This is a genomic window from Novosphingobium sp. SG919, from assembly GCF_012932495.1.
GTDB classification, from domain to species: domain Bacteria; phylum Pseudomonadota; class Alphaproteobacteria; order Sphingomonadales; family Sphingomonadaceae; genus Novosphingobium; species Novosphingobium rhizosphaerae.
This window is the reverse complement of sequence record NZ_JABCNG010000003.1, coordinates 181959-199796: the sequence shown is the minus strand read 5'-3', so window position 1 is coordinate 199796 and position 17838 is coordinate 181959. Positions and strand designations below refer to the sequence as shown.

Annotated in this window: 15 protein-coding genes and 1 tRNA gene; 6 read left to right on the top strand and 10 right to left on the bottom strand. The window is 66.3% G+C overall.

What is annotated here, in order from left to right; genetic code table 11:
• From FHT19_RS13900 to FHT19_RS13890, 3 genes are read left to right on the top strand one after another with little or no spacing between them, the layout of a single operon-like run.
• Positions 1 to 366 (top strand): iron-sulfur cluster assembly accessory protein, encoded by a 366-nt coding sequence (locus FHT19_RS13900; RefSeq protein ID WP_168555861.1) that lies wholly within the window; start codon positions 1 to 3, stop codon positions 364 to 366.
• A gap of 44 nt (positions 367 to 410) precedes the next feature.
• Positions 411 to 1274, top strand: a complete 864-nt coding sequence (nadC, locus tag FHT19_RS13895; RefSeq protein WP_169475617.1) for a carboxylating nicotinate-nucleotide diphosphorylase — start codon at positions 411 to 413, stop codon at positions 1272 to 1274.
• 11 nt (positions 1275 to 1285) lie between these two features.
• Positions 1286 to 1993 carry a ribonuclease T(2) gene (locus FHT19_RS13890; RefSeq protein WP_169475616.1) on the top strand — a complete coding sequence of 236 codons (708 nt, stop codon included), beginning with the start codon at positions 1286 to 1288 and terminating at the stop codon, positions 1991 to 1993.
• Here FHT19_RS13890 and FHT19_RS13885 read toward each other — a convergent pair.
• The 3 genes from FHT19_RS13885 to FHT19_RS13875 all read right to left on the bottom strand — a co-directional run bounded on the left by FHT19_RS13885 (position 1990) and on the right by FHT19_RS13875 (position 5222).
• Positions 1990 to 2535 carry a GNAT family N-acetyltransferase gene (locus FHT19_RS13885; RefSeq protein WP_169475615.1) on the bottom strand — a complete coding sequence of 182 codons (546 nt, stop codon included), beginning with the start codon at positions 2533 to 2535 and terminating at the stop codon, positions 1990 to 1992. The two genes, FHT19_RS13890 and FHT19_RS13885, sit on opposite strands and share 4 nt — an antisense overlap.
• A gap of 39 nt (positions 2536 to 2574) precedes the next feature.
• Entirely contained in the window at positions 2575 to 3258 is a 684-nt protein-coding gene (locus tag FHT19_RS13880; protein ID WP_169475614.1) for an NnrU family protein, read from the bottom strand.
• A 167-nt stretch (positions 3259 to 3425) separates the two neighbouring features.
• Positions 3426 to 5222 (bottom strand): peptide MFS transporter, encoded by a 1797-nt coding sequence (locus tag FHT19_RS13875; protein ID WP_169475613.1) that lies wholly within the window; start codon positions 5220 to 5222, stop codon positions 3426 to 3428.
• Positions 5223 to 5663: 441 nt separating this feature from the next.
• Here FHT19_RS13875 and FHT19_RS13870 point away from each other — a divergent pair, with 441 nt between their 5' ends.
• The gene (locus FHT19_RS13870) at positions 5664 to 5945 is read left to right on the top strand and encodes an integration host factor subunit beta (protein WP_022677879.1); all 282 of its coding nucleotides are present in this window, start codon (positions 5664 to 5666) and stop codon (positions 5943 to 5945) included.
• Positions 5946 to 6319: 374 nt separating this feature from the next.
• Positions 6320 to 6406: transfer RNA gene (locus FHT19_RS13865), tRNA-Leu, on the top strand.
• A 117-nt stretch (positions 6407 to 6523) separates the two neighbouring features.
• On the opposite strand, the gene FHT19_RS24280 is transcribed toward FHT19_RS13865, so the two are convergent.
• The 6 genes from FHT19_RS24280 to FHT19_RS13835 all read right to left on the bottom strand — a co-directional run bounded on the left by FHT19_RS24280 (position 6524) and on the right by FHT19_RS13835 (position 15732).
• Complete coding sequence (locus FHT19_RS24280) at positions 6524 to 6940, bottom strand: hypothetical protein (protein WP_179505956.1); 417 nt, start codon at positions 6938 to 6940, stop codon at positions 6524 to 6526.
• A 176-nt stretch (positions 6941 to 7116) separates the two neighbouring features.
• The gene (dxs, locus tag FHT19_RS13855) at positions 7117 to 9039 is read right to left on the bottom strand and encodes a 1-deoxy-D-xylulose-5-phosphate synthase (RefSeq protein ID WP_169475798.1); all 1923 of its coding nucleotides are present in this window, start codon (positions 9037 to 9039) and stop codon (positions 7117 to 7119) included.
• A gap of 85 nt (positions 9040 to 9124) precedes the next feature.
• Positions 9125 to 10315, bottom strand: a complete 1191-nt coding sequence (locus FHT19_RS13850) for a DUF445 domain-containing protein (RefSeq protein ID WP_168556099.1) — start codon at positions 10313 to 10315, stop codon at positions 9125 to 9127.
• A 101-nt stretch (positions 10316 to 10416) separates the two neighbouring features.
• A complete protein-coding gene (locus FHT19_RS13845) occupies positions 10417 to 13596 on the bottom strand; it encodes an efflux RND transporter permease subunit (RefSeq protein WP_168555868.1) in 3180 nt (1059 codons plus the stop codon).
• Positions 13597 to 13643: 47 nt separating this feature from the next.
• A complete protein-coding gene (locus FHT19_RS13840; RefSeq protein WP_169475612.1) occupies positions 13644 to 14834 on the bottom strand; it encodes an efflux RND transporter periplasmic adaptor subunit in 1191 nt (396 codons plus the stop codon).
• A gap of 598 nt (positions 14835 to 15432) precedes the next feature.
• The gene (locus FHT19_RS13835; protein ID WP_110764137.1) at positions 15433 to 15732 is read right to left on the bottom strand and encodes a DUF1153 domain-containing protein; all 300 of its coding nucleotides are present in this window, start codon (positions 15730 to 15732) and stop codon (positions 15433 to 15435) included.
• Between the two features lie 543 nt (positions 15733 to 16275).
• Here FHT19_RS13835 and mnmA point away from each other — a divergent pair.
• Positions 16276 to 17418: a tRNA 2-thiouridine(34) synthase MnmA gene (gene mnmA, locus FHT19_RS13830; RefSeq protein ID WP_248290493.1), complete on the top strand. Its 1143-nt coding sequence runs from the start codon at positions 16276 to 16278 to the stop codon at positions 17416 to 17418.
• On the opposite strand, the gene FHT19_RS13825 is transcribed toward mnmA, so the two are convergent.
• Positions 17415 to 17819: a hypothetical protein gene (locus FHT19_RS13825; RefSeq protein WP_248290464.1), complete on the bottom strand. Its 405-nt coding sequence runs from the start codon at positions 17817 to 17819 to the stop codon at positions 17415 to 17417. The two genes, mnmA and FHT19_RS13825, sit on opposite strands and share 4 nt — an antisense overlap.
• Between the last annotated feature and the right edge of the window lie 19 nt (positions 17820 to 17838).

Sequence of the window (17838 nt, the reverse complement as noted above, 5' to 3'; positions counted from 1 at the left end):
ATGACCGAAACCATTACCCGCACCCGCCGCGAACGCCCTGCTGCGGTACTGCTCACGCCCTCGGCGCAGGCGCGCATTGCCACGCTGATGGCCAGCGCCCCGGCCGATTCCATCGGCGTCAAGCTCTCCACCCCGCGCCGGGGCTGCTCGGGCCTCGCCTATTCGGTGGATTACGTGAACACCGCCAACCCGCTGGACGAGCGCATCGAAACCCCCGGCGGCACGCTGTTCATCGATGGCGCCTCGGTGCTCTATCTGATCGGCAGCACGATGGACTGGGTGGAAGACGATTTCCAGGCCGGCTTCGTGTTCAATAACCCCAATGCCAAGGGCACTTGTGGCTGCGGCGAAAGCTTCACCATTTAAATTGCGCGTTGGCACCCCCGGCGCGAGCCGGTAAAGCCCCGCGCATGAGCCAATTCACCATTCCGGGGTTCGACCTCGCCGCGTTCGTCCAGGCCACGTTGGCCGAAGACCTGGGCCATGGCCTGCCCGGTGGCGGCACTGACGTCACGAGCGAAAGCGTGATCCCCGCTGATGCCCGCTTTGCCGGGGTGATGGACAGCCGCGACGCCATCACCGTCTGCGGCTTGCCGATTGCCGCCGCATTCTTTCGCGCACTCGATCCGGCGATGGAGATCGATATCCTGGTGGCCGAAGGTGCGCGCGTGGCGCCCGGCACGGCGCTGATGCGCCTGTCGGGCCATGCCCGCGCCATGCTCACCGCCGAACGCTCGGCGCTCAACACCGTGCAGCACTTGTCGGGCGTGGCCACGCTCACCCGTGAATACGTCGATGCCATGGGGCAGACCAAGGCCCGCCTGCTCGATACGCGCAAGACCATTCCCGGCTTCCGCCACCTGGAAAAGTATGCCGTGCGTACCGGCGGCGGGCACAACCACCGCATGGGCCTGTGGGATGCGGCGATGATCAAGGACAACCACGTGCTGGTGGCCGGCGGCGTGGCCGAGGCGGTGCGCCGCGCCCTGGCTGCCGGGGTGAAGGACGTGATCTGTGAAGTCGATCATCTCGACCAGATCGAACCGGCCCTGGCCGCCGGCGCCACGCGCCTGCTGCTCGACAACATGGGGCCTGATCTCTTGCGCCAGGCCGTGGCGCTTGTCGCGGGCCGCGTGCCGACCGAGGCTTCGGGCGGGGTGCGGCTCGATACGATCGGCGCGATCGCCGCCTCGGGCGTGGACTATGTCTCGGTCGGTCGCCTCACGCAAAGCGCGCCGGCGGCGGATATCGGCCTCGATTTCTCCCCGCTTTGACAGGTGCCGCGATGAAGAAATGGCCGCTGCTTGCCACTGCTCTGGTCCTGGCGCTGCCGCCTGCCACCTTGGCGGCCGAGGCGCCCTCGTGCCGCCTGCCCCCGCGTATCGCGCCAGAGCCGCTGCCTGCGCCCGACGGGCCGCGCCGCACCGGGCCGACGACCGGCACCACGCTGGCGCTGTCGTGGTCGCCGCAGTTCTGCCGCAACCATGTGGGTGACAGCGTCGGCGGCACGCAATGCGATGGCAGCCTGGGCCGTTTCGGCTTCGTGCTCCATGGCCTGTGGCCCGATGGCCTGCCCGGGCAGTGGCCACAATGGTGCCCGGCCACGGTGCCCAGCGCGGAAACCCTGCGCCGGTCCTTGTGCATGACGCCATCGGCCCGCCTGCTGGCGCACGAATGGGCCAAGCACGGCAGTTGCATGGCCCCCACGCCCGAAGCCTATTTCGCGCAAGGCGCGCGCCGCCTGGCCGCGCTGCACCTGCCCGATATGGAAGGCCTGTCGCGCCGCCGCGTGCTGACCGCGGGCGACTTGCGCCGCGCGTTCATCGCCCGCAATCCGCGGCTCACGCCCGAATCGATCCGCATCAACGCCAATTCGGGCGGCTGGTTGCAGGAAGTGCAGCTCTGCTCCGATACCGCAGACCGGCCCAAGGCGTGTGACGGTGCAGGGCTGGACGATGGCAGTCTGCTGCGCATCTGGCGGATCAAGCGCTAAGCCGCGCCGGTATTCCGTTCCAGCAGAAGCAGCGGCACATCCCGGCCAGGATCGGGTTGCTCGGCGTAAGCGACAAAGCCCAGCCGGGCTGCCAGCGCGAGCGACGGCGCATTGTCGCCATCGATCATGCAGGCCACGCGGCGCGGGCCGTGGGCCTGGTCGAACCAGTCCAGTGCGGCGGCCATGGCTTCGCGCGCCAGGCCCTGGCCCCAGCAGGATTCGGCAAAGATCCAACCGGCTTCGGGCACGTCGTCCAGCCCCTCGCCAAAGCCGCGCCAGGAATGGAACACCCCGGCGATGCCGACCACCGCATCGTCATCACGCCGGCGGCAGGTGAAAATGCCATAGCCATAGAGCGCCCAGGAACCGGCATTGCGCAGCAGGCGCTGGAATTCCTCCACCGCCCCGGTCGGGCGGTTGCCCAGGTGGCGGCGCACGGCCTCGGGCGCCAGCAGGTCCACAAGGCCGGCATGGTCACGGGGGTGGGGGTGCCAGAGCGCCAGGCGCTCGGTCAGCAGGGCAGGTTGGGGATCGGTTTCCATGGCGCAAGCCTGCCCGATCGCCTGATCTAAGTGAAGGGATCAGGCGTCGAAAAAGCGCCAGGGTCCGGCCGGAATGCCAGCCAGGAGCCAGTGCAGCGCGGTGATCAGCCCCCAGGCGATCAGCGCCCCGCCCCAGGCCCAGCCCAGGCCACCCAGGTGGCGCAGATCGGGCCAGAACGGCGAGCGGCGCGACCAGATGCGCCATTCCTTGTCATAGAGCGACTGGAACTTGGTATCCTGGGCGCGGGCGCCACCCACCGCCATCAATGCCAGCCCGCCGTTGAGCAGCAGCGAGCGCAGGCTGGGGGCAATGAACAAGTGCGACACGCCCCACAGCGCGATGGCGAACATCATCGGGTGGCGCGTCACGCGGAACACGCCCTGCGGCAGCGCGGTGGACAGCCCGTTCATGTTGCGCGGCGCCAATGCGGGATTGCGCGAGAACGAGGCGAGCAGCAGCGCGGTGGCGGTAAAGCTGAGCAGCGAGGCGACCAGCCACGGCAGGGTGGCATAGCCATCCCACAGCATCGGCCCATCGGGCGTGCGATCGTGCGCGATCAGCACCAAGGCCAGGGCGACGACCGCGACGATCGAATAGACCGCCCTAAAGCCGTTCAGGCCCAAGGACTTGATCGCGGGTTTGCGCAGCGGGTGTGACAGTATCCAGTGAGTCCCGGCAAAGAACAGCATCGCCAGGGCCAATGGTAAGTGTGATTCGAACAAGACAAGCTCCGTCAAACCCGCATTGCAGCCGCCCTGGCACGCCGCAACACTGCCTAACAATTGTTTACCATCTTCTCCCGACAAGCATAGCCTGCCAACGTACCAGCAGTGCGTCCTTTTCAGGGACGGTTACCTCCAAATCGGTGCAAATCTGGGCCCATCCTTGTTTAGCGCACGCCGTGCATCAACTTGCGCAGCACGCCGGACAACAGCAGCAGAATGACGCCGATGCCGACGGCAAACCAGCCGATCACGTTGAAAACGCTGGTATAGGTATCGAGGCTCAGTTTGAGATTGGTAACCTCTCCCCCTACGGTTTCTACGCTTGCCACCTGCGCAACGATTCCGCCGACATATTGTGCCATCGCGATCGAAAGATACCACACGCCCATCATCAGCCCGACGATGCGCGCCAGCGACAGCTTGGTGATCATGCTCATGCCCACGGGCGAAATGCACAGTTCGGCCACCGAGTGGATGAGGTAGAGGCCCGCCAGCCACCACACCGAAACCTTGAAATCGGCCCCGGCAAAGCGCGTGCCCCACACCAGGAACAGGAAGCCTGCGCCAACGCCGGCCAGCGCCACGCCGAACTTGACCGGGATCGACGGCTCCAGCCCGCGCGCGGCGAGCTTGCCCCACAGGATCGTCAGCAGCGGCGCCAGGGTGACGATGAACAGCGCGTTGAAGAACTGCGTCTGCCCGGCCGAAATGCTGAACAAGCCGAACACCGAAAGATCGGTGTTGCGATCGGCAAACAGGGTGAGCGAGGAACCGGCCTGTTCGAACAGGGTCCAGAACACGGTGTTGAACGTGGTCAGCACCATGGCCGCCACCATCATTTCGAATTCCGCCCGGTTGCCGGTGCGCCAGGCATAGACCAGGATAGCCGGCACGCCGATCAGGAAGCTGGCGAACAGGATCTTGCCCAGCAGCGGCAGCGCCAGGATATAAGCCCACAGGCTCGATCCGGCGGCCACGGGCCGGGCGTCCAGCAGGTTCTGGAACAGCAGGATCACCGCGCCCACGGCGACCACGCCACCGACATAGATCAGCGGCGCCAGGTCACGCCCGCTGCGCGCCGGCGGCTCGCCATAGCCGGACAGGCGCCCGCCATCGAACTGGATCAGCGCCCAGGCCACCGCCATGCCCACGGCTGCCAGGCCGAACCCGGCCCACCAGCCCACCGCATCGGCCAGCCAGGGGCACAGGATCTGCGAAAACAGCGATCCCAGGTTGATGCCCATGTAGAAGATGGTGAAGCCCGCGTCGCGTCGTCGGTCTCCCGGTGCATAGAGTTCGCCCACCACCGTGGCGAGGTTGGGCTTGAAGAAGCCGTTGCCCACCGCCACCAGCGACAGGCCCAGCAGCATCAGCAGGACATAGAACGAAGACCGCGTGCCGCTGGTGGCAAACTCGTTGCCCGGCACGGTGCGCGCCACGTGGCCATCGGCCGCCAACAAGGCCACGCTGCCATCGGCATTGCCCTTAATCTGCAATTTCTCGCCGGCGATGACGACATAGCGCTTTTCCAGGCCGCTGGCCGTGGGGCGGTCCACCACGTTATCGGCCACCACGTCATAGCGCTGGCCGGCGATTTCGGCGTGCGGCTTGGCGGTTTCGCCGCCAAAGCACAGCACGAAATAGCCCAGCGACATCATGATCGCGCCATATTTGACCGAACGCTTGGACCCGAGCACGCGGTCGGCGATCAGCCCGCCGACCAGCGGTGTGAGATAGACCAGCGCGGCAAAACCGCCATAGAGGCCGTTGGTGGTGCTGTCGCTGAACAGGAAATGCTTAGTCAGGTACAGCGTGAGCAGCGCCCGCATGCCGTAAAAGCCGAAGCGTTCCCACATTTCGGTGGTGAACAGGCGGGCCAGTTGGCGCGGATGGCCAAACCAGCCGGTGTCGCCATGGGCGGCATTGGCCGACGGGGATTGGGGCGGGGTCGCCTCGGTCATGCGTGGATGCGCTCCATGAAAAGCCCCGCCTGCGAATGCGGATCGCCAGGCGGGGGCCAGTTCAGTTTCGCCGGAAACTAACCGGATTGTGCGCTTTGGAAAGGCGCTATTTGTGTCGCTGCCCCGCTTTGCAACGAATGTGCGCCGCTGCGGGCACAGGCTGCATGATCGTTTCGCGCCGGCCGGCTGCGCCGAAATCAACCCGCACGCGCCGTGCCCAGGCCGGTCTGCGCCGTGCCTGACGGGGCGGCCGTGAAAAAATTCTGCAACGATCGGCCTAAATGCCCCATTTTAGGCGAATTTCTCGGCAATTTATGAACCTTCGATAAGTTGAACACTTGTCCGACGTCTGGCACAAGGGTCACTGCGCCTCGACGGGGGTCTATAGGCGCAAAAGGGACTTCAAACGGTGCCGGGGGGCATCGATGAAGGGGGAGTGACATGATACGTTCCGAATTGCTGCAAGCTCTGGCCAAAGATAGTCCCGGCCTTCGCGCCGAAGAGATCGAACGCGTGGTCGATGTCTTCTTCGACGAAATCGCCGGGCGGTTGGCCGATGGCGGACGGGTGGAACTGCGCGGTTTTGGCGCCTTTTCCACGCGTGAACGCGATGCCCGCAAGGGCCGCAACCCGCGCACCGGCGAATCCGTTGACGTGCCGGGCAAGCGCGTGCCCTATTTCAAGCCAGGCAAGGAGATGCGGATCCGGCTCAACGCCGAGTGATCTGCCACAGTGCGATGACAACGATCGCACGCCTGCACAGCGTGCGATGGCGAAAACGGGGAATTTGTTTTCGCCGATCCATTGCACTTCAGCCAAGAAATAGAGGCTGATGGCGTTCCGTTGAACGCCGACAGCGTCTAGCAGCGGCGTTGCCAGGGGCACGGCAGCGCCGTTACAGGGGGGGGGCAGGCAGCGTTTTCGCCGTTGCGATGGCGCTGCCTGCCATTCAAAAACCGGGTTGTGTGCGATCCCGTTTCGCGCAGCCAACCGGTTCCTTGAGCACGACTTTTCCCAAATGGGCCGATGTCGCCCGTGCGCTTTTTTGCCTGGCCTCTTGGCGGGGCAAGGCCAGCCTCCTATAGCCGTGGCTGCGTGCGGGCGTGGCGAAATTGGTCAGACGCAACGGACTTAAAATCCGTCGGGCTTTGCCCATGCCGGTTCAAGTCCGGCCGCCCGCACCATCTACCATCGGTGGCGTCGAAGTGGCCAGGCGTGGGCGGAGAACGACTCTTGCGTCCCACTCATCACGTCACTCCAGACTTGATCAGGGGGATAGCGCCAAAAATGGCCGGAGCGGCTCATGCCATGGAAGAGGCCACCAAACACTCTTCGCCGTTCTCGATCACCGTCTCACACCGCACGATGGAGCCGGGGCGGAAGCGCCAGTGTTCGTCCTTCGGCATAGGGCCAAGAACCTCGTATCGACCGTCGTGAAGGTCTTGCACGAGGACCATAGCCCAATTTTCCGTGGCTTCATGCTCCAGCGGCATGTTGATGCGGGTCGTGGTGACAAATCCTTCGGTCCAGTGGTCCTTGTCGAGCGGATATTCGTCGATATGAAATCCGGCGGGATATTCTCGAAATCCGGGCTGCATCGCTAGCCGTGATTGCGCATTCTTTGCGCCAGCATCGGTTGTGTAGACGCCGATGAGCTTGGCATCATCGCCGAACACGTCATCCTGACGAACATGATGAAGCACAAATACGGTAGCCATTGCCGTCATGTGCCGATGGCTGCGGCCTTGGCAAGCAAGCGCTGGCACTGTGGGGAAAGCCGGCGCCAGCCGCGCCGAATGCTCGCCTCAGCGACCGCGCAACCCCGGATCAAGTCCTGAGTGACGCTGTCGCCGCTGGCGGGAACGGAAGCGTGTCTTGCCCGTCGCCCGCGCTCTCAGGCGCGCGCTTCCTGCACGCCGGCGCTGTTGTGGCGCAGGGCCTTGAGCACGGTATCGACGATGTGCGGGGCGTTGAGGCCGGCTTGGTCGTACTGCTTCTCGGGCGAATCGTGATCCTGGAACACGTCCGGCAGGCGCATGGTGCGGATTTTCAGGCCCGTATCGGTCAGCCCTTCGTCGCTGGCCATGGTCAGCACATGGGCACCCAGGCCGCCGATCGCGCCTTCCTCGATCGTGATCACCACTTCGTGCGTGGCAATCAGGCGGCGGATCAGGTCATCGTCCAGCGGCTTGACGAAGCGCAGGTCTGCGACGGTGGTGGACAGGCCGCGCGCATCGAGTTGGTCTGCCGCCTTGAGCGCTTCGGCCAGGCGGGTGCCGAGCGAGAGGATCGCCACCTTGCTGCCTTCGCGCACCACGCGGCCCTTGCCGATCGGCAGCACTTCGGGAACGGTGGGCAGCGCCACGCCCACGCCATTGCCGCGCGGATAGCGGAACGCGATCGGGCCGGAATCGTGGGCCGCGGCGGTGTGCACCATGTGCACCAGCTCCGCCTCGTCCGCCGCGGCCATCACCACCAGGTTGGGCAGGCTGGCCAGGTACGTGACGTCGAACGAGCCGGCGTGGGTGGCGCCGTCGGCCCCCACCAGCCCGGCGCGGTCGATGGCAAAGCGCACGGGCAGGTTCTGGATTGCCACGTCGTGGACCACCTGGTCATAGGCGCGCTGCAGGAACGTGGAATAGATCGCGCAGAACGGCCGCATCCCTTGCGCGGCAAGGCCGGCGGCAAAGGTCACGGCATGCTGTTCGGCAATGCCCACATCGAACAGGCGATCGGGAAAGGCCTTGGCGAACTTGTCCAGCCCCGTGCCCGAAGGCATCGCGGCGGTGATCGCGCAGACCGTGGGATCGGTCTGGGCCTCGGCCATCAGGGCCTGGGCAAAGACGTTGGTATAGCTGGGCGGGCCGCCCGCGCTTTTCACCTGTTCGCCGGTGATCACGTCGAACTTCTGCACGCCGTGATACTTGTCGGCCGCGGCCTCGGCCGGGGCATAGCCCTTGCCCTTTTGCGTGACGACGTGGACCAGGCACGGCCCCTCGGCCGCGTCGCGCACGTTTTCCAGAACCGGGATCAGCTGGTCCAGGTTGTGCCCGTCGATCGGGCCGACATAGTAGAAGCCCAGTTCCTCGAACAGGGTGCCGCCCATGGCCATGCCGCGGGCAAATTCGTCGGTCTTCTTGGCGGCCTGATGCAGCGGGCGGGGCAGGCGGCGCGACAGCTTCTTGGCCAGTTCGCGCAGCTCCAGGAAGGGCCGCGACGATACCAGCCGCGCGAGATAGCCCGAAAGCCCGCCCACCGGCGGCGCGATCGACATGTCGTTGTCGTTGAGGATGACGATCAGGCGGTTGCCAGCAGCCTCGGCGTTGTTCATCGCCTCGTAGGCCATGCCCGCGCTCATCGCGCCATCGCCGATCACGGCAATCGCCTTGCCCGGCTTGCCCGCCAGCTTGTTGGCCACGGCAAAGCCCAGCGCCGCCGAGATCGACGTGGAGCTGTGGGCGGTGCCGAACGGATCGTATTCGCTTTCGCTGCGCTTGGTGAAGCCGGAAAGCCCGCCGCCCTGGCGCAGCGTGCGGATGCGGCTGCGGCGGCCGGTGAGGATCTTGTGCGGATAGGCCTGGTGCCCCACGTCCCACACCAGCCGGTCTTCGGGCGTGTTGAACACGTAGTGGATCGCGGTGGTCAGTTCCACCACGCCCAGGCCGGAACCCAGGTGGCCACCGGTCTGCCCCACGGCCGAAATCATTTCGGCGCGCAGTTCGTCTGCCAATTGGCGCAACTGGCCCGGGGCCAGGCGGCGCAGGTCGGCGGGGGTATCGACGGTGTCGAGCAGAGGCGTGGCCGGAATTGCGGTCATCATCGCGCCTTACACCCCTTGTTCCGCCCTGTCGAGAAAACCCCTATGGTTCGCACCAAGGGGCGTGGAAACAAGCAGTTCATGGTCACAGCGCGCGATCGAGCGCGTGCAGCGCCAGGCCCACCAATCCGCCCACCAGCGTGCCGTTGATGCGGATGAACTGCAGGTCGCGGCCCACCGCCCCTTCGATCCGCGCGGTCACGGTGCGTGCGTCCCAGCGACGGATGGTTTCGGAAACCAGGCGCACGATCTGCCCGCCATAGCGGCTGACGATCCCCACCAGGGTGCGCCGGGCAAAACGATTGACCAGCAAGGCGAGGCGCCCGTCGGTCTGCAACGCGCGGCCCAGATCGGCCAGTGCCACGCCAACCTGACCAGACAGCGCGCCGCCAGCGCCGCCGCGCACCGCCGCCAGCAAGCCGCCCCGCGCGCGTTCCCACAAGGCGTCGAGCCAGTCGGTAAAGGCTGGATTGTCGAGCAATTCGGCTTTCATCTGCGCCACCCGGGCACCCATCGCCGGATCGGCCACAAGGTCGTGCGCCAGCTGCTCCAGCCCTTCCACGATCTTGATGCGCAGCGGGTGGTCGGGATGCACGACGGCTTCGGCAAGCAGCTTGTAGATGCCGTCCAGGATCGTGTTGGCCAGGCGCTCGTCCAGCTTGACCAGCCGCACCAGGGCATTGGCGCGATCGTGGATCAGGTTGCGCAGCAGCGCTTCGTTGGCTTCCAGGGTCTGCGCGGTCTTGCCCAGCAGGGCCTCGATCAACGGCACGTGCCGCCCATCGGCGATCATCGCCTGCAGCATCTGGCCCAGCAGTGGGGCCAGGTCGATCCGGTCGATCTGTTGGCGCAGCGCCTGCTTGGCCATGCCACCCAGCTTTTCCCGATCGAGCGATTCGAGGATATCGGCGGCCAGGCTGGCCGCGCCCGCCGCCAGGCGGCCTTGCTCCCCGCCGGTCTTCGGGGCGGTCAGGAACGCGCCGGCTGCACCCGCCACGTCCAGCCCGGCCATACGGCGGGCCACCACCTGGGGCGTGAGGAAATTGGATTGCAGGAAACCCGCCAGCGAATCCGCGATGCGATCCTTGTTTTCAGGGATGATCGCGGTGTGCGGGATCGGCAGGCCCAGCGGGTGGCGAAACAGCGCGGTGACGGCAAACCAGTCGGCCAGGCCGCCCACCATCGCCGCTTCGGCAAAGGCGCGCAGGTAACCCCAGGCCGGCGCCGCACCAGGCGCGGCAAGCATCGTGCGCGCCAGCACGAACAGCCCCGCCATGGCCACCAGCAGCCCCGTCGCCACCAGGCGCGTGGTGCGCGCCCGGTCGACCGACGGGAACAGGGGCCTGAAGGGACGGGCCGCGCGGCGGGAAGCAATGGTCACTCCGCCGGGAATGCCTCATGCGCGGCGAGGTTCCCGGCAACGGGGGGCTTGCGTGGTTCGCTGGTCAGCACGTGGCGGGCAAGCCAAGGGCCCAGGCGCTTTTCCAGGCCATCGGCCAGGCTGAAGCCGGCGGGCACGATCAGCAGTGTCAGCAAGGTGGACAAGGCGAGGCCGCCGATCACCACGGTGCCCATCGGCGCGCGCCAGCCGGCATCGCCGCCCACGGAAATCGCCGTGGGCACCATGCCCGCGATCATTGCCACCGTGGTCATGATGATCGGCTGCGCGCGCTTGTGCCCGGCTTCGGTGATGGCGTGCAGCTTGTCCTTGCCCGTCGTCATTTCCTCGATCGCAAAGTCGATCAGCAGGATGGAGTTCTTGGCCACGATCCCGAACAGCATCAGCACGCCGATGAACACCGGCAGGCTCAGTGCCTGGCCCACGAAGCCGAGCAGCAGCAGCCCGCCCAAAGGCGCCAGGAACAGCGAACCCATGTTCACCAGCGGCGAAACGAAACGGTGGTAGAGCAGCACCAGCACCGAGAACACCAGCAGCACGCCCGTGGCCAGCGCGATGAAGAAGTTGGCCAGCATTTCCTGCTGCCAGCGGTCTTCGCCAGCCGGGGCGTTGGACACGCCGGTGGGCAGGTCCTGCATGATCGGCAGCTTGGCAATGGCATCCGTCGCCGTGCTTTTCACCACGCCCGGCGGCAGGTCTGCCCCCACGAAGATGCGGTGGTTCTGGTTGTAGCGCTGGATCGTGGTCGGGCCCGAGCCGAAGCCGATGCTGGCCACGCGCGCCAGCGGCACCGAACCGCCGGTGGAGGTCTGCACCGGCATGTTCTCGATCGTGGTGAGATCGCGGCGCGAATCGATCGGCAGCTTCACCCGGATCGGCACCTGGCGATCCGACAGCGAGAACTTGGCGCTGTTCATGTCGATCTCGCCCTGCGTGGCGATGCGGATCGTCTGGCTCAGCGCCTGGGTGGTCACGCCCAGCGAGGCGGCCAGATCGAGGTGCGGGGTGATGACGATTTCCGGGCGGCGCAAGTCGGCGCTGATGCGCGGCGCGACCACTTGCTTGAGTCCGCTCATCTGCTGCACCAGGGTCTGCGCCGTGCGCTGCAAGAGGTCGGGATCGGAGCCCGAAAGCATAATGCTGATCGGCCGGCCCGAACCGCTGCTGCCGCCCCCGCCGTTCTGATCCTGGAACGTCACGCGCGCGTCGGCGATATGTTGCAGGCGCGGCGTCAATTCACGCTGGAATTGCAGGCTGGTGCGCGCGCGGTCCTTGCGCAGGGTCATGATGATGCGCCCGCTGCCTTCGGTGATACGCTCCAGCGCCACGTCGATTTCGGGCTCGTTCTTGATCAGGGCATAGACTTCGTCGAGCTTTGCAGCCGTCTGCTCGATCGTGGTGCCGGGCACCATTTCCACGTTGATCTGCGAGAAATCGCTGTCGGTATCGGGGAAGAACTGGGTGGGGATGACCAAGAACATCGCGCCCGTCAGCAGCAGCGCTCCCAGGCCGATGCCCATCATCCACAAGCGGTGGTCGCGCAGCCGGGCGCGCACCCGGCGGCGCGGATGCAGCGCGCGATAGGCGGCCGCCTTGCTGGTATCGAGCGACCAGCGCAGCACGGCCATGTAGCGGTCCATCCACGGGCCTTCGCCGTGGGGAATGTCGCGCTGGTCCCGCTTGAGGAAATAGGCCGCGACCATGGGCGTGATCATGCGCGCCACAAGCAGCGAGAACAGCACGGCCACCACCACGGTCAGGCCGAAGTTCTTGAAGAACTGGCCCGAAATGCCGGGCATCAGGCCCACCGGCAGGAACACCGCGACGATCGAGAACGTGGTGGCCACCACGGCCAGGCCGATTTCGTCGGCCGCGTCGATCGAGGCCTGGAACGGTGTCTTGCCCATGCGGATGTGCCGCACGATGTTCTCGATTTCCACGATGGCATCGTCCACCAGCACGCCCGCCACCAGCCCCAGGGCCAGCAGCGACATGGTGTTGAGCGTGAAGCCCATCAGGTGCATCACGGCAAAGGTGGGAATGGCCGAAAGCGGAATGGCGATGGCCGAAACGAACGTGGCCCGCCAATCGCGCAGGAAGAAGAACACCACGATCACCGCCAGCACCGCGCCTTCGACCATCGAGGACATCGAGGTGTGGTACTGCTGCTTGGTATAGTTCACGCTGGTGAACAGCCGGGTGAAGCGGATCTTGTGGCCCTGCTCGGCCGAAATCTTGGCCAGTTCCTTGACCGTCTCGTCATAGACGCTGACATCGGATTCGCCGCGCGCACGGGCGATGCTGAACGTCACCACCGGCTTGCCGTTGAACTTGGCGATCGAGGTGATTTCGCTGAAGCTGTCGCGCACGTCGGCGACGTCGGACAGGCGGATGACGCGGCCCGCCGAAAGCGAGATCTGCGTCTGGCCAAGGTCGAACGCCGAATGGGCATTGCCCAGCACGCGCACCGACTGGCGCGCCCCGGCCACTTCGGCCTTGCCGCCCGCGGCGTTGAGATTGACCGCGCGCAGGGCGTTGTTGACCTGGATCGCGGTGACGCCGAACGATTTCATCCGCATGGGATCGAGCGTGACGGCAATCTCGCGCGTCACGCCGCCGGCGCGCTTCACTTCGGCCATGCCGGGAATGGCCAACAGCCGCTTGGCGATGGTGTCGTCCACGAACCACGACAACTGCTCGATCGTCATGTCGTCGGCCGAAACCGCCCAATAGGCGATCGGGTCCGACGAGGTTTCCGCCTTGAACACTTGCGGTTCCAGGATGCCGTCGGGCAGGTCGCCGCGCACCTGGTCCACCGCGTTCTTCACTTCGGCCACCGCGCCATAGATATCGGTGCCGATCTTGAACTGCACCATCGTCTGGCTCGCGCCTTCCGATGCAGTGGAGGTGATCGTGTCCACCCCCGAAATCGTGCGCACGGCCGATTCCACGCGCTGGGTGATCTGGGTTTCGATTTCGGTCGGCGCGGCGCCGGGCTGGCTGATCGACACGATCACCAGCGGGAATTCGATATCGGGCTGGTCCTGCACCTTCATCAGCATGAAGGAGACCAGGCCCGCCAGGGTCAGCCCCAGGAACAGCACGATGGGAACGACCGGGTTGCGAATCGACCAGGCCGAGAGATTGCGAAAGTTCATGGCCGTTCCCCTGGTCCGATTGATGGGCTGCGATCAGTGCGCCGGGATTACTGGGCTGGGGCCGCGGAACCGGCCAGCACCGGTCGCACCGTGTCACCGGGATTGAGGAAGCCGCCCGCGCGCAGCACCACGCGTTCGTTGCCGGTCAGCCCTTCGCGCACGACGATGCCCTTGGCGTTCACGTCGCCGATCTTCACCGCGCGGCGCGTCACCTTGTTGGCGCTGTCGAGCACATAGACGAAGCTGCCGTTCTGATCGCTCAGGATCGCGGTTTCGGGCAGGATCGGCGCGGTTGTCGTGCCGCTGCGGATCGTGGCGCTGGCAAAGCCGCCGGGCCGCAGCGCGGGATCATAGCGCAACGCGATGCGGGCAATGCCTTCGCGCGTGGTGGGATCGATGGTGGGGGCAACCTGCCACACCGTGCCGGGAAAGCTCTGCGTCGTGCCGACCGGATTGACCTGGGCGGTCACGCCTTCGTGCATGCGCGCCAGATCCACTTCGGCCAGGCGCGCCTGCATTTCCAGTTCGCCATCCTTGGCCATGCGGAACAGCGTGCCGCTGCCCGAGCTCACGATCTGACCCGGTTCCACGCCACGCGTCAGCACCAGGCCGTCGGCCGGGGCGACGATGTTGAGCCGGGCGGTGTTGGCGCGCAACTGGCCCAGCGTGGCGCGGGCCACGCGCACTTGCGCCACGGCGGCATCGCGGGTCGCGGTCAACTGGTCGATGTCTGCCTTGGAGATGAAGCCCTTGGCCACCAGCTTGAGCGCGCGATCGAGATTGCTCTGGGCGATCCGGGCGTTGGCTTCCTGCACTTCCACCCCGGCTGCCTGGCTGGCCACCTGCTGCACCTGGACCGAGCGATCGACCACGGCCAGCACCTGGCCGGCGTGCACCCAGGTGCCCGCATCGACCAGCACGCTCACCACGCGGCCCCCTTCACCGGCGATGCCCACGGGCATTTCGCGCTTGGCCGCGATCACGCCGCTGGCCACCACCGTGGCGTCGACCGTCTGCTGCCCCGGCGCCACGACCGTGACGGTCTGGGCCTGGGACTGTGCATCGGCGGCAACCTCGGCCCCGCCGTTGCGGTGCATCAACCACCAGGCGAGCGCCAGCAGCACGACAAGCCCGGCCCCGATGGCAAGGCCGCGCAGCCGATTGCCCCGGGTGGCCGGCATATCGGCCAGGCTGTTCATGTCTTGCGTCTTGTCCAGCAGAATTGCCTCCCCGGCCATCAGGCCCCGCGCGGCAACCGTGATGGCGCCGCGTGGCCCTGGCCACGATCCCCTGTGCTCGTCCCGCCGCCACGCCAGGCGCAGCGGTGGGACGTGCGGTGTAGTCCCAACCTCAATCAAGCGCGTGCGGCCGGAAACCCGGCTGCACGCCATCGCAACGGATGGCCCGATTGCGACGGAACCAGCGCTGCAACCGGCACGATGCGGTTGCCATGCACGCCGGTCGCCGGCCCCGGTTGCCGACATGGCCCCCGCCTTGCGGACATCGGCGCGAACCGCGCAACATCCGAAGGTTCCTTACCTTGCCAGTATTTACCCCGCTATTAGCTGGCGCAACGACCAGTTGCAATCACGGCTCGACAAACAACGTCTGGCCCCAACAGGACTGGGCCATGCCATTGATAAAAATATCGCCGCCATTTTGGTGCGGTTGCAACATCGCGCGTGCGGGGCAGCAATGGCCGCGCGGTCCGAGCCAGCCGATCCGGCTGCCCGCGCATGCCAAAACGGCCGCCCGGGTTGCCCCGGACGGCCGCACCGTGGATGGCGGTGTCGCGCATGCGTGGCCGGCCGCACGGGGGCCGGGGCAGGCGCGTGATCAATACTTGAGCTGGCGCTCGTAAAGGTCGCGATAGTGCTGGATACGGGTGACCCGCAGGCCCTGCATGCCCGAACGGTCCACCGCGCGCTGCCATGAGGCGAATTCTTCCAGGGTAAGGCCATAGCGTTCGCAGGCCTCGTCGATGGTCAGCAGCCCGCCGTTCACGGCGGCCACCACTTCTGCCTTGCGCCGCACCACCCAGCGGGTGGTGTTGGCGGGGGGCAGGCTGTCAAGCGTCAGGGGTTCACCCAAGGGGCCAATAACCTGCGCCGGCCTGATTTTCTGGTTTTCGATCATGGCACTTCTCGTCGGTCAGCTGCGCCTTTGCGCGGGGGGGACGGCCTGTTTGGCTTCATCACCGTTGTGCTTCCCTCCATTTTGCCATTCGCTGAAGAGGTTGGGTTAACAAGATCTTCATGACCTACTCTGTGATGTCCTGCCCCGTGCAACATCCAGGCTGCGACCCGATGGAAGCTGCCGAGGCCCGTGCCGCCTGGCATTGCCAGTGCAGCATCCCGCGACACCCGTCGCAGGTCCTGTGCGGCTTCCAGCCGGGCACAGAATTCGGCCCAGTGCAGCTCGCGCAGCACTCCTGCCGATTCGGCGCCCACCAGGCCGCGCAGATCGTCGAAACCCAAGTCCATGGACCCGACATAGGCCCAATAGGGATAAAGGAGTGTAAAACGGCTCTTTACAAAAAATTAACCAATTGCCCAGTGGCCTTGCCCCCATGCGTGCCATTTTTGCGCTGAAACCCGTGGGAAAAGCGCCTATGGGCGCCCCATGGCGCATTGTATTCCCCCTTCCGCGATCCCGCATTCCGTGCCCGATTTTGGTGACCTGGCCGATCCGCTGGCGTTGTTCGACCTGGCGACCCCTGCCTCGGCGCGGCGCATCGTGGTGGCCATGTCGGGCGGCGTGGATAGCTCGGTCGTGGCCGGGCTGGCGGCCGCGAGCGGCGCGGAAGTTATTGGTATCACGCTGCAATTATATGATTACGGTGCCGCCACGGGGCGCAAGGGCGCCTGCTGTGCGGGCGATGACATCCGCGATGCCCGCGCCGTGGCCGATCGGCTGGGCATCGCCCACTATGTCTTCGATCACGAATCGCGCTTTCGCGAGGACGTGGTCGAACGCTTTGCCGACGATTACCTGGCCGGGCGCACGCCGATTCCCTGCATCCGCTGCAACATGGGGCCCAAGTTCACCGATCTGCTGGCGATGGCGCGCGAACTGGGCGCCGATTGCCTGGCCACCGGGCACTATGTGCGCCGCGTGGCCACGCCCACCGGCGCGCAACTGCATCGCGCCGCCGATCCGGCACGCGACCAGAGCTATTTTCTCTATGGCACCACGCAGGAACAGCTCGAGTTCCTGCGTTTCCCGCTGGGCGGCATGCCCAAGCCGCAAGTGCGCGCGTTGGCGCAGGCCATGGGCCTCGCCGTGGCCGCCAAGCCCGACAGCCAGGACATCTGCTTCGTGCCCGATGGCGATTACGCCAAGATCGTGCGCAGCGTGCGCCCCGAAGGCGGGCGGCCAGGCACGATCGTCCATGCCCAGACCGGCGAGGTGCTGGGCCAGCACCAGGGCGTGATCCACTATACCGTGGGCCAGCGACGCGGGTTGGAAATCGGCGGCCAGCCCGAACCGCTCTATGTCGTGGGCCTGGATGCCGCCGCTGCCCGCGTGCTGGTCGGCCCGCGCCGTCTGCTCGGCGTGGCGGCCGCGCGCGTGATTGAAACCAACCGCATCGGCCCGCTGCCCACGGATGAGCCGCTGACTGCCAAGGTGCGCTCGCTGGCCAAGCCTGTGCCGGTCGTGCTCGACGGCCCCTTCGGCGATGGCGCGGCCACCACGCTGCGCTTTGCCGCGCCCGAATATGGCGTGGCGCCGGGCCAGGCGGCGGTGCTCTATGCCGGGGATCGCGTGATCGGCGGCGGATGGATCGACGGCACGGAGCCTGCCGAGGCCATTTCCATTTAATCCCGCCAGGGTTGCAACTGGCAGCCCCAGCCTTCGCGATAAGTGGCGGTCTGCGCGGCGGCGAGCGGCACGCTGGCGGTCACCGTGTGGGCGCCGGCGTCTTCGGCCAATGACACCGGAAAGCGCCCCTTGGGCATGTCCTTGTCGCAGTCGCCCAGCGCGCGCCCGCCCACATAGCGGCACGAACAGGCCAGCCGTGCCGCGCGGGCCGCTTCGATTCGCGCGTTTTCGCGGGCCGGTCGCCAGACAAACGATACGAAGACCACGCCCAGCCCCAGCGCCAGACCGATCAGCAGGCCCAATCCACGCCAGGCCCAGCGCCGCGCAGGGGGGCGCCCAGGTGGCGGGGCACCATAATGGAGCGGATCATTCGGGGAAGAAGAAGGCTTGGTGGTTGCCATGTGCATTCGATCTGGTGGA

Bases quoted from the DNA above. Each gene is read 5' to 3' on its own strand.
- FHT19_RS13900 (WP_168555861.1), top strand. From the start codon at position 1: ATGACCGAAACCATTACCCGCACCCGCCGCGAACGCCCTGCTGCGGTA.
- nadC (WP_169475617.1), top strand. From the start codon at position 411: ATGAGCCAATTCACCATTCCGGGGTTCGACCTCGCCGCGTTCGTCCAG.
- FHT19_RS13890 (WP_169475616.1), top strand. From the start codon at position 1,286: ATGAAGAAATGGCCGCTGCTTGCCACTGCTCTGGTCCTGGCGCTGCCG.
- FHT19_RS13885 (WP_169475615.1), bottom strand. From the start codon at position 2,535: ATGGAAACCGATCCCCAACCTGCCCTGCTGACCGAGCGCCTGGCGCTC.
- FHT19_RS13875 (WP_169475613.1), bottom strand. From the start codon at position 5,222: ATGACCGAGGCGACCCCGCCCCAATCCCCGTCGGCCAATGCCGCCCAT.
- FHT19_RS13870 (WP_022677879.1), top strand. From the start codon at position 5,664: ATGATACGTTCCGAATTGCTGCAAGCTCTGGCCAAAGATAGTCCCGGC.
- FHT19_RS24280 (WP_179505956.1), bottom strand. From the start codon at position 6,940: ATGGCTACCGTATTTGTGCTTCATCATGTTCGTCAGGATGACGTGTTC.
- dxs (WP_169475798.1), bottom strand. From the start codon at position 9,039: ATGACCGCAATTCCGGCCACGCCTCTGCTCGACACCGTCGATACCCCC.
- FHT19_RS13850 (WP_168556099.1), bottom strand. From the start codon at position 10,315: ATGGCGGGGCTGTTCGTGCTGGCGCGCACGATGCTTGCCGCGCCTGGT.
- FHT19_RS13845 (WP_168555868.1), bottom strand. From the start codon at position 13,596: ATGAACTTTCGCAATCTCTCGGCCTGGTCGATTCGCAACCCGGTCGTT.
- FHT19_RS13840 (WP_169475612.1), bottom strand. From the start codon at position 14,834: ATGGCCGGGGAGGCAATTCTGCTGGACAAGACGCAAGACATGAACAGC.
- FHT19_RS13835 (WP_110764137.1), bottom strand. From the start codon at position 15,732: ATGATCGAAAACCAGAAAATCAGGCCGGCGCAGGTTATTGGCCCCTTG.
- FHT19_RS13825 (WP_248290464.1), bottom strand. From the start codon at position 17,819: ATGGCAACCACCAAGCCTTCTTCTTCCCCGAATGATCCGCTCCATTAT.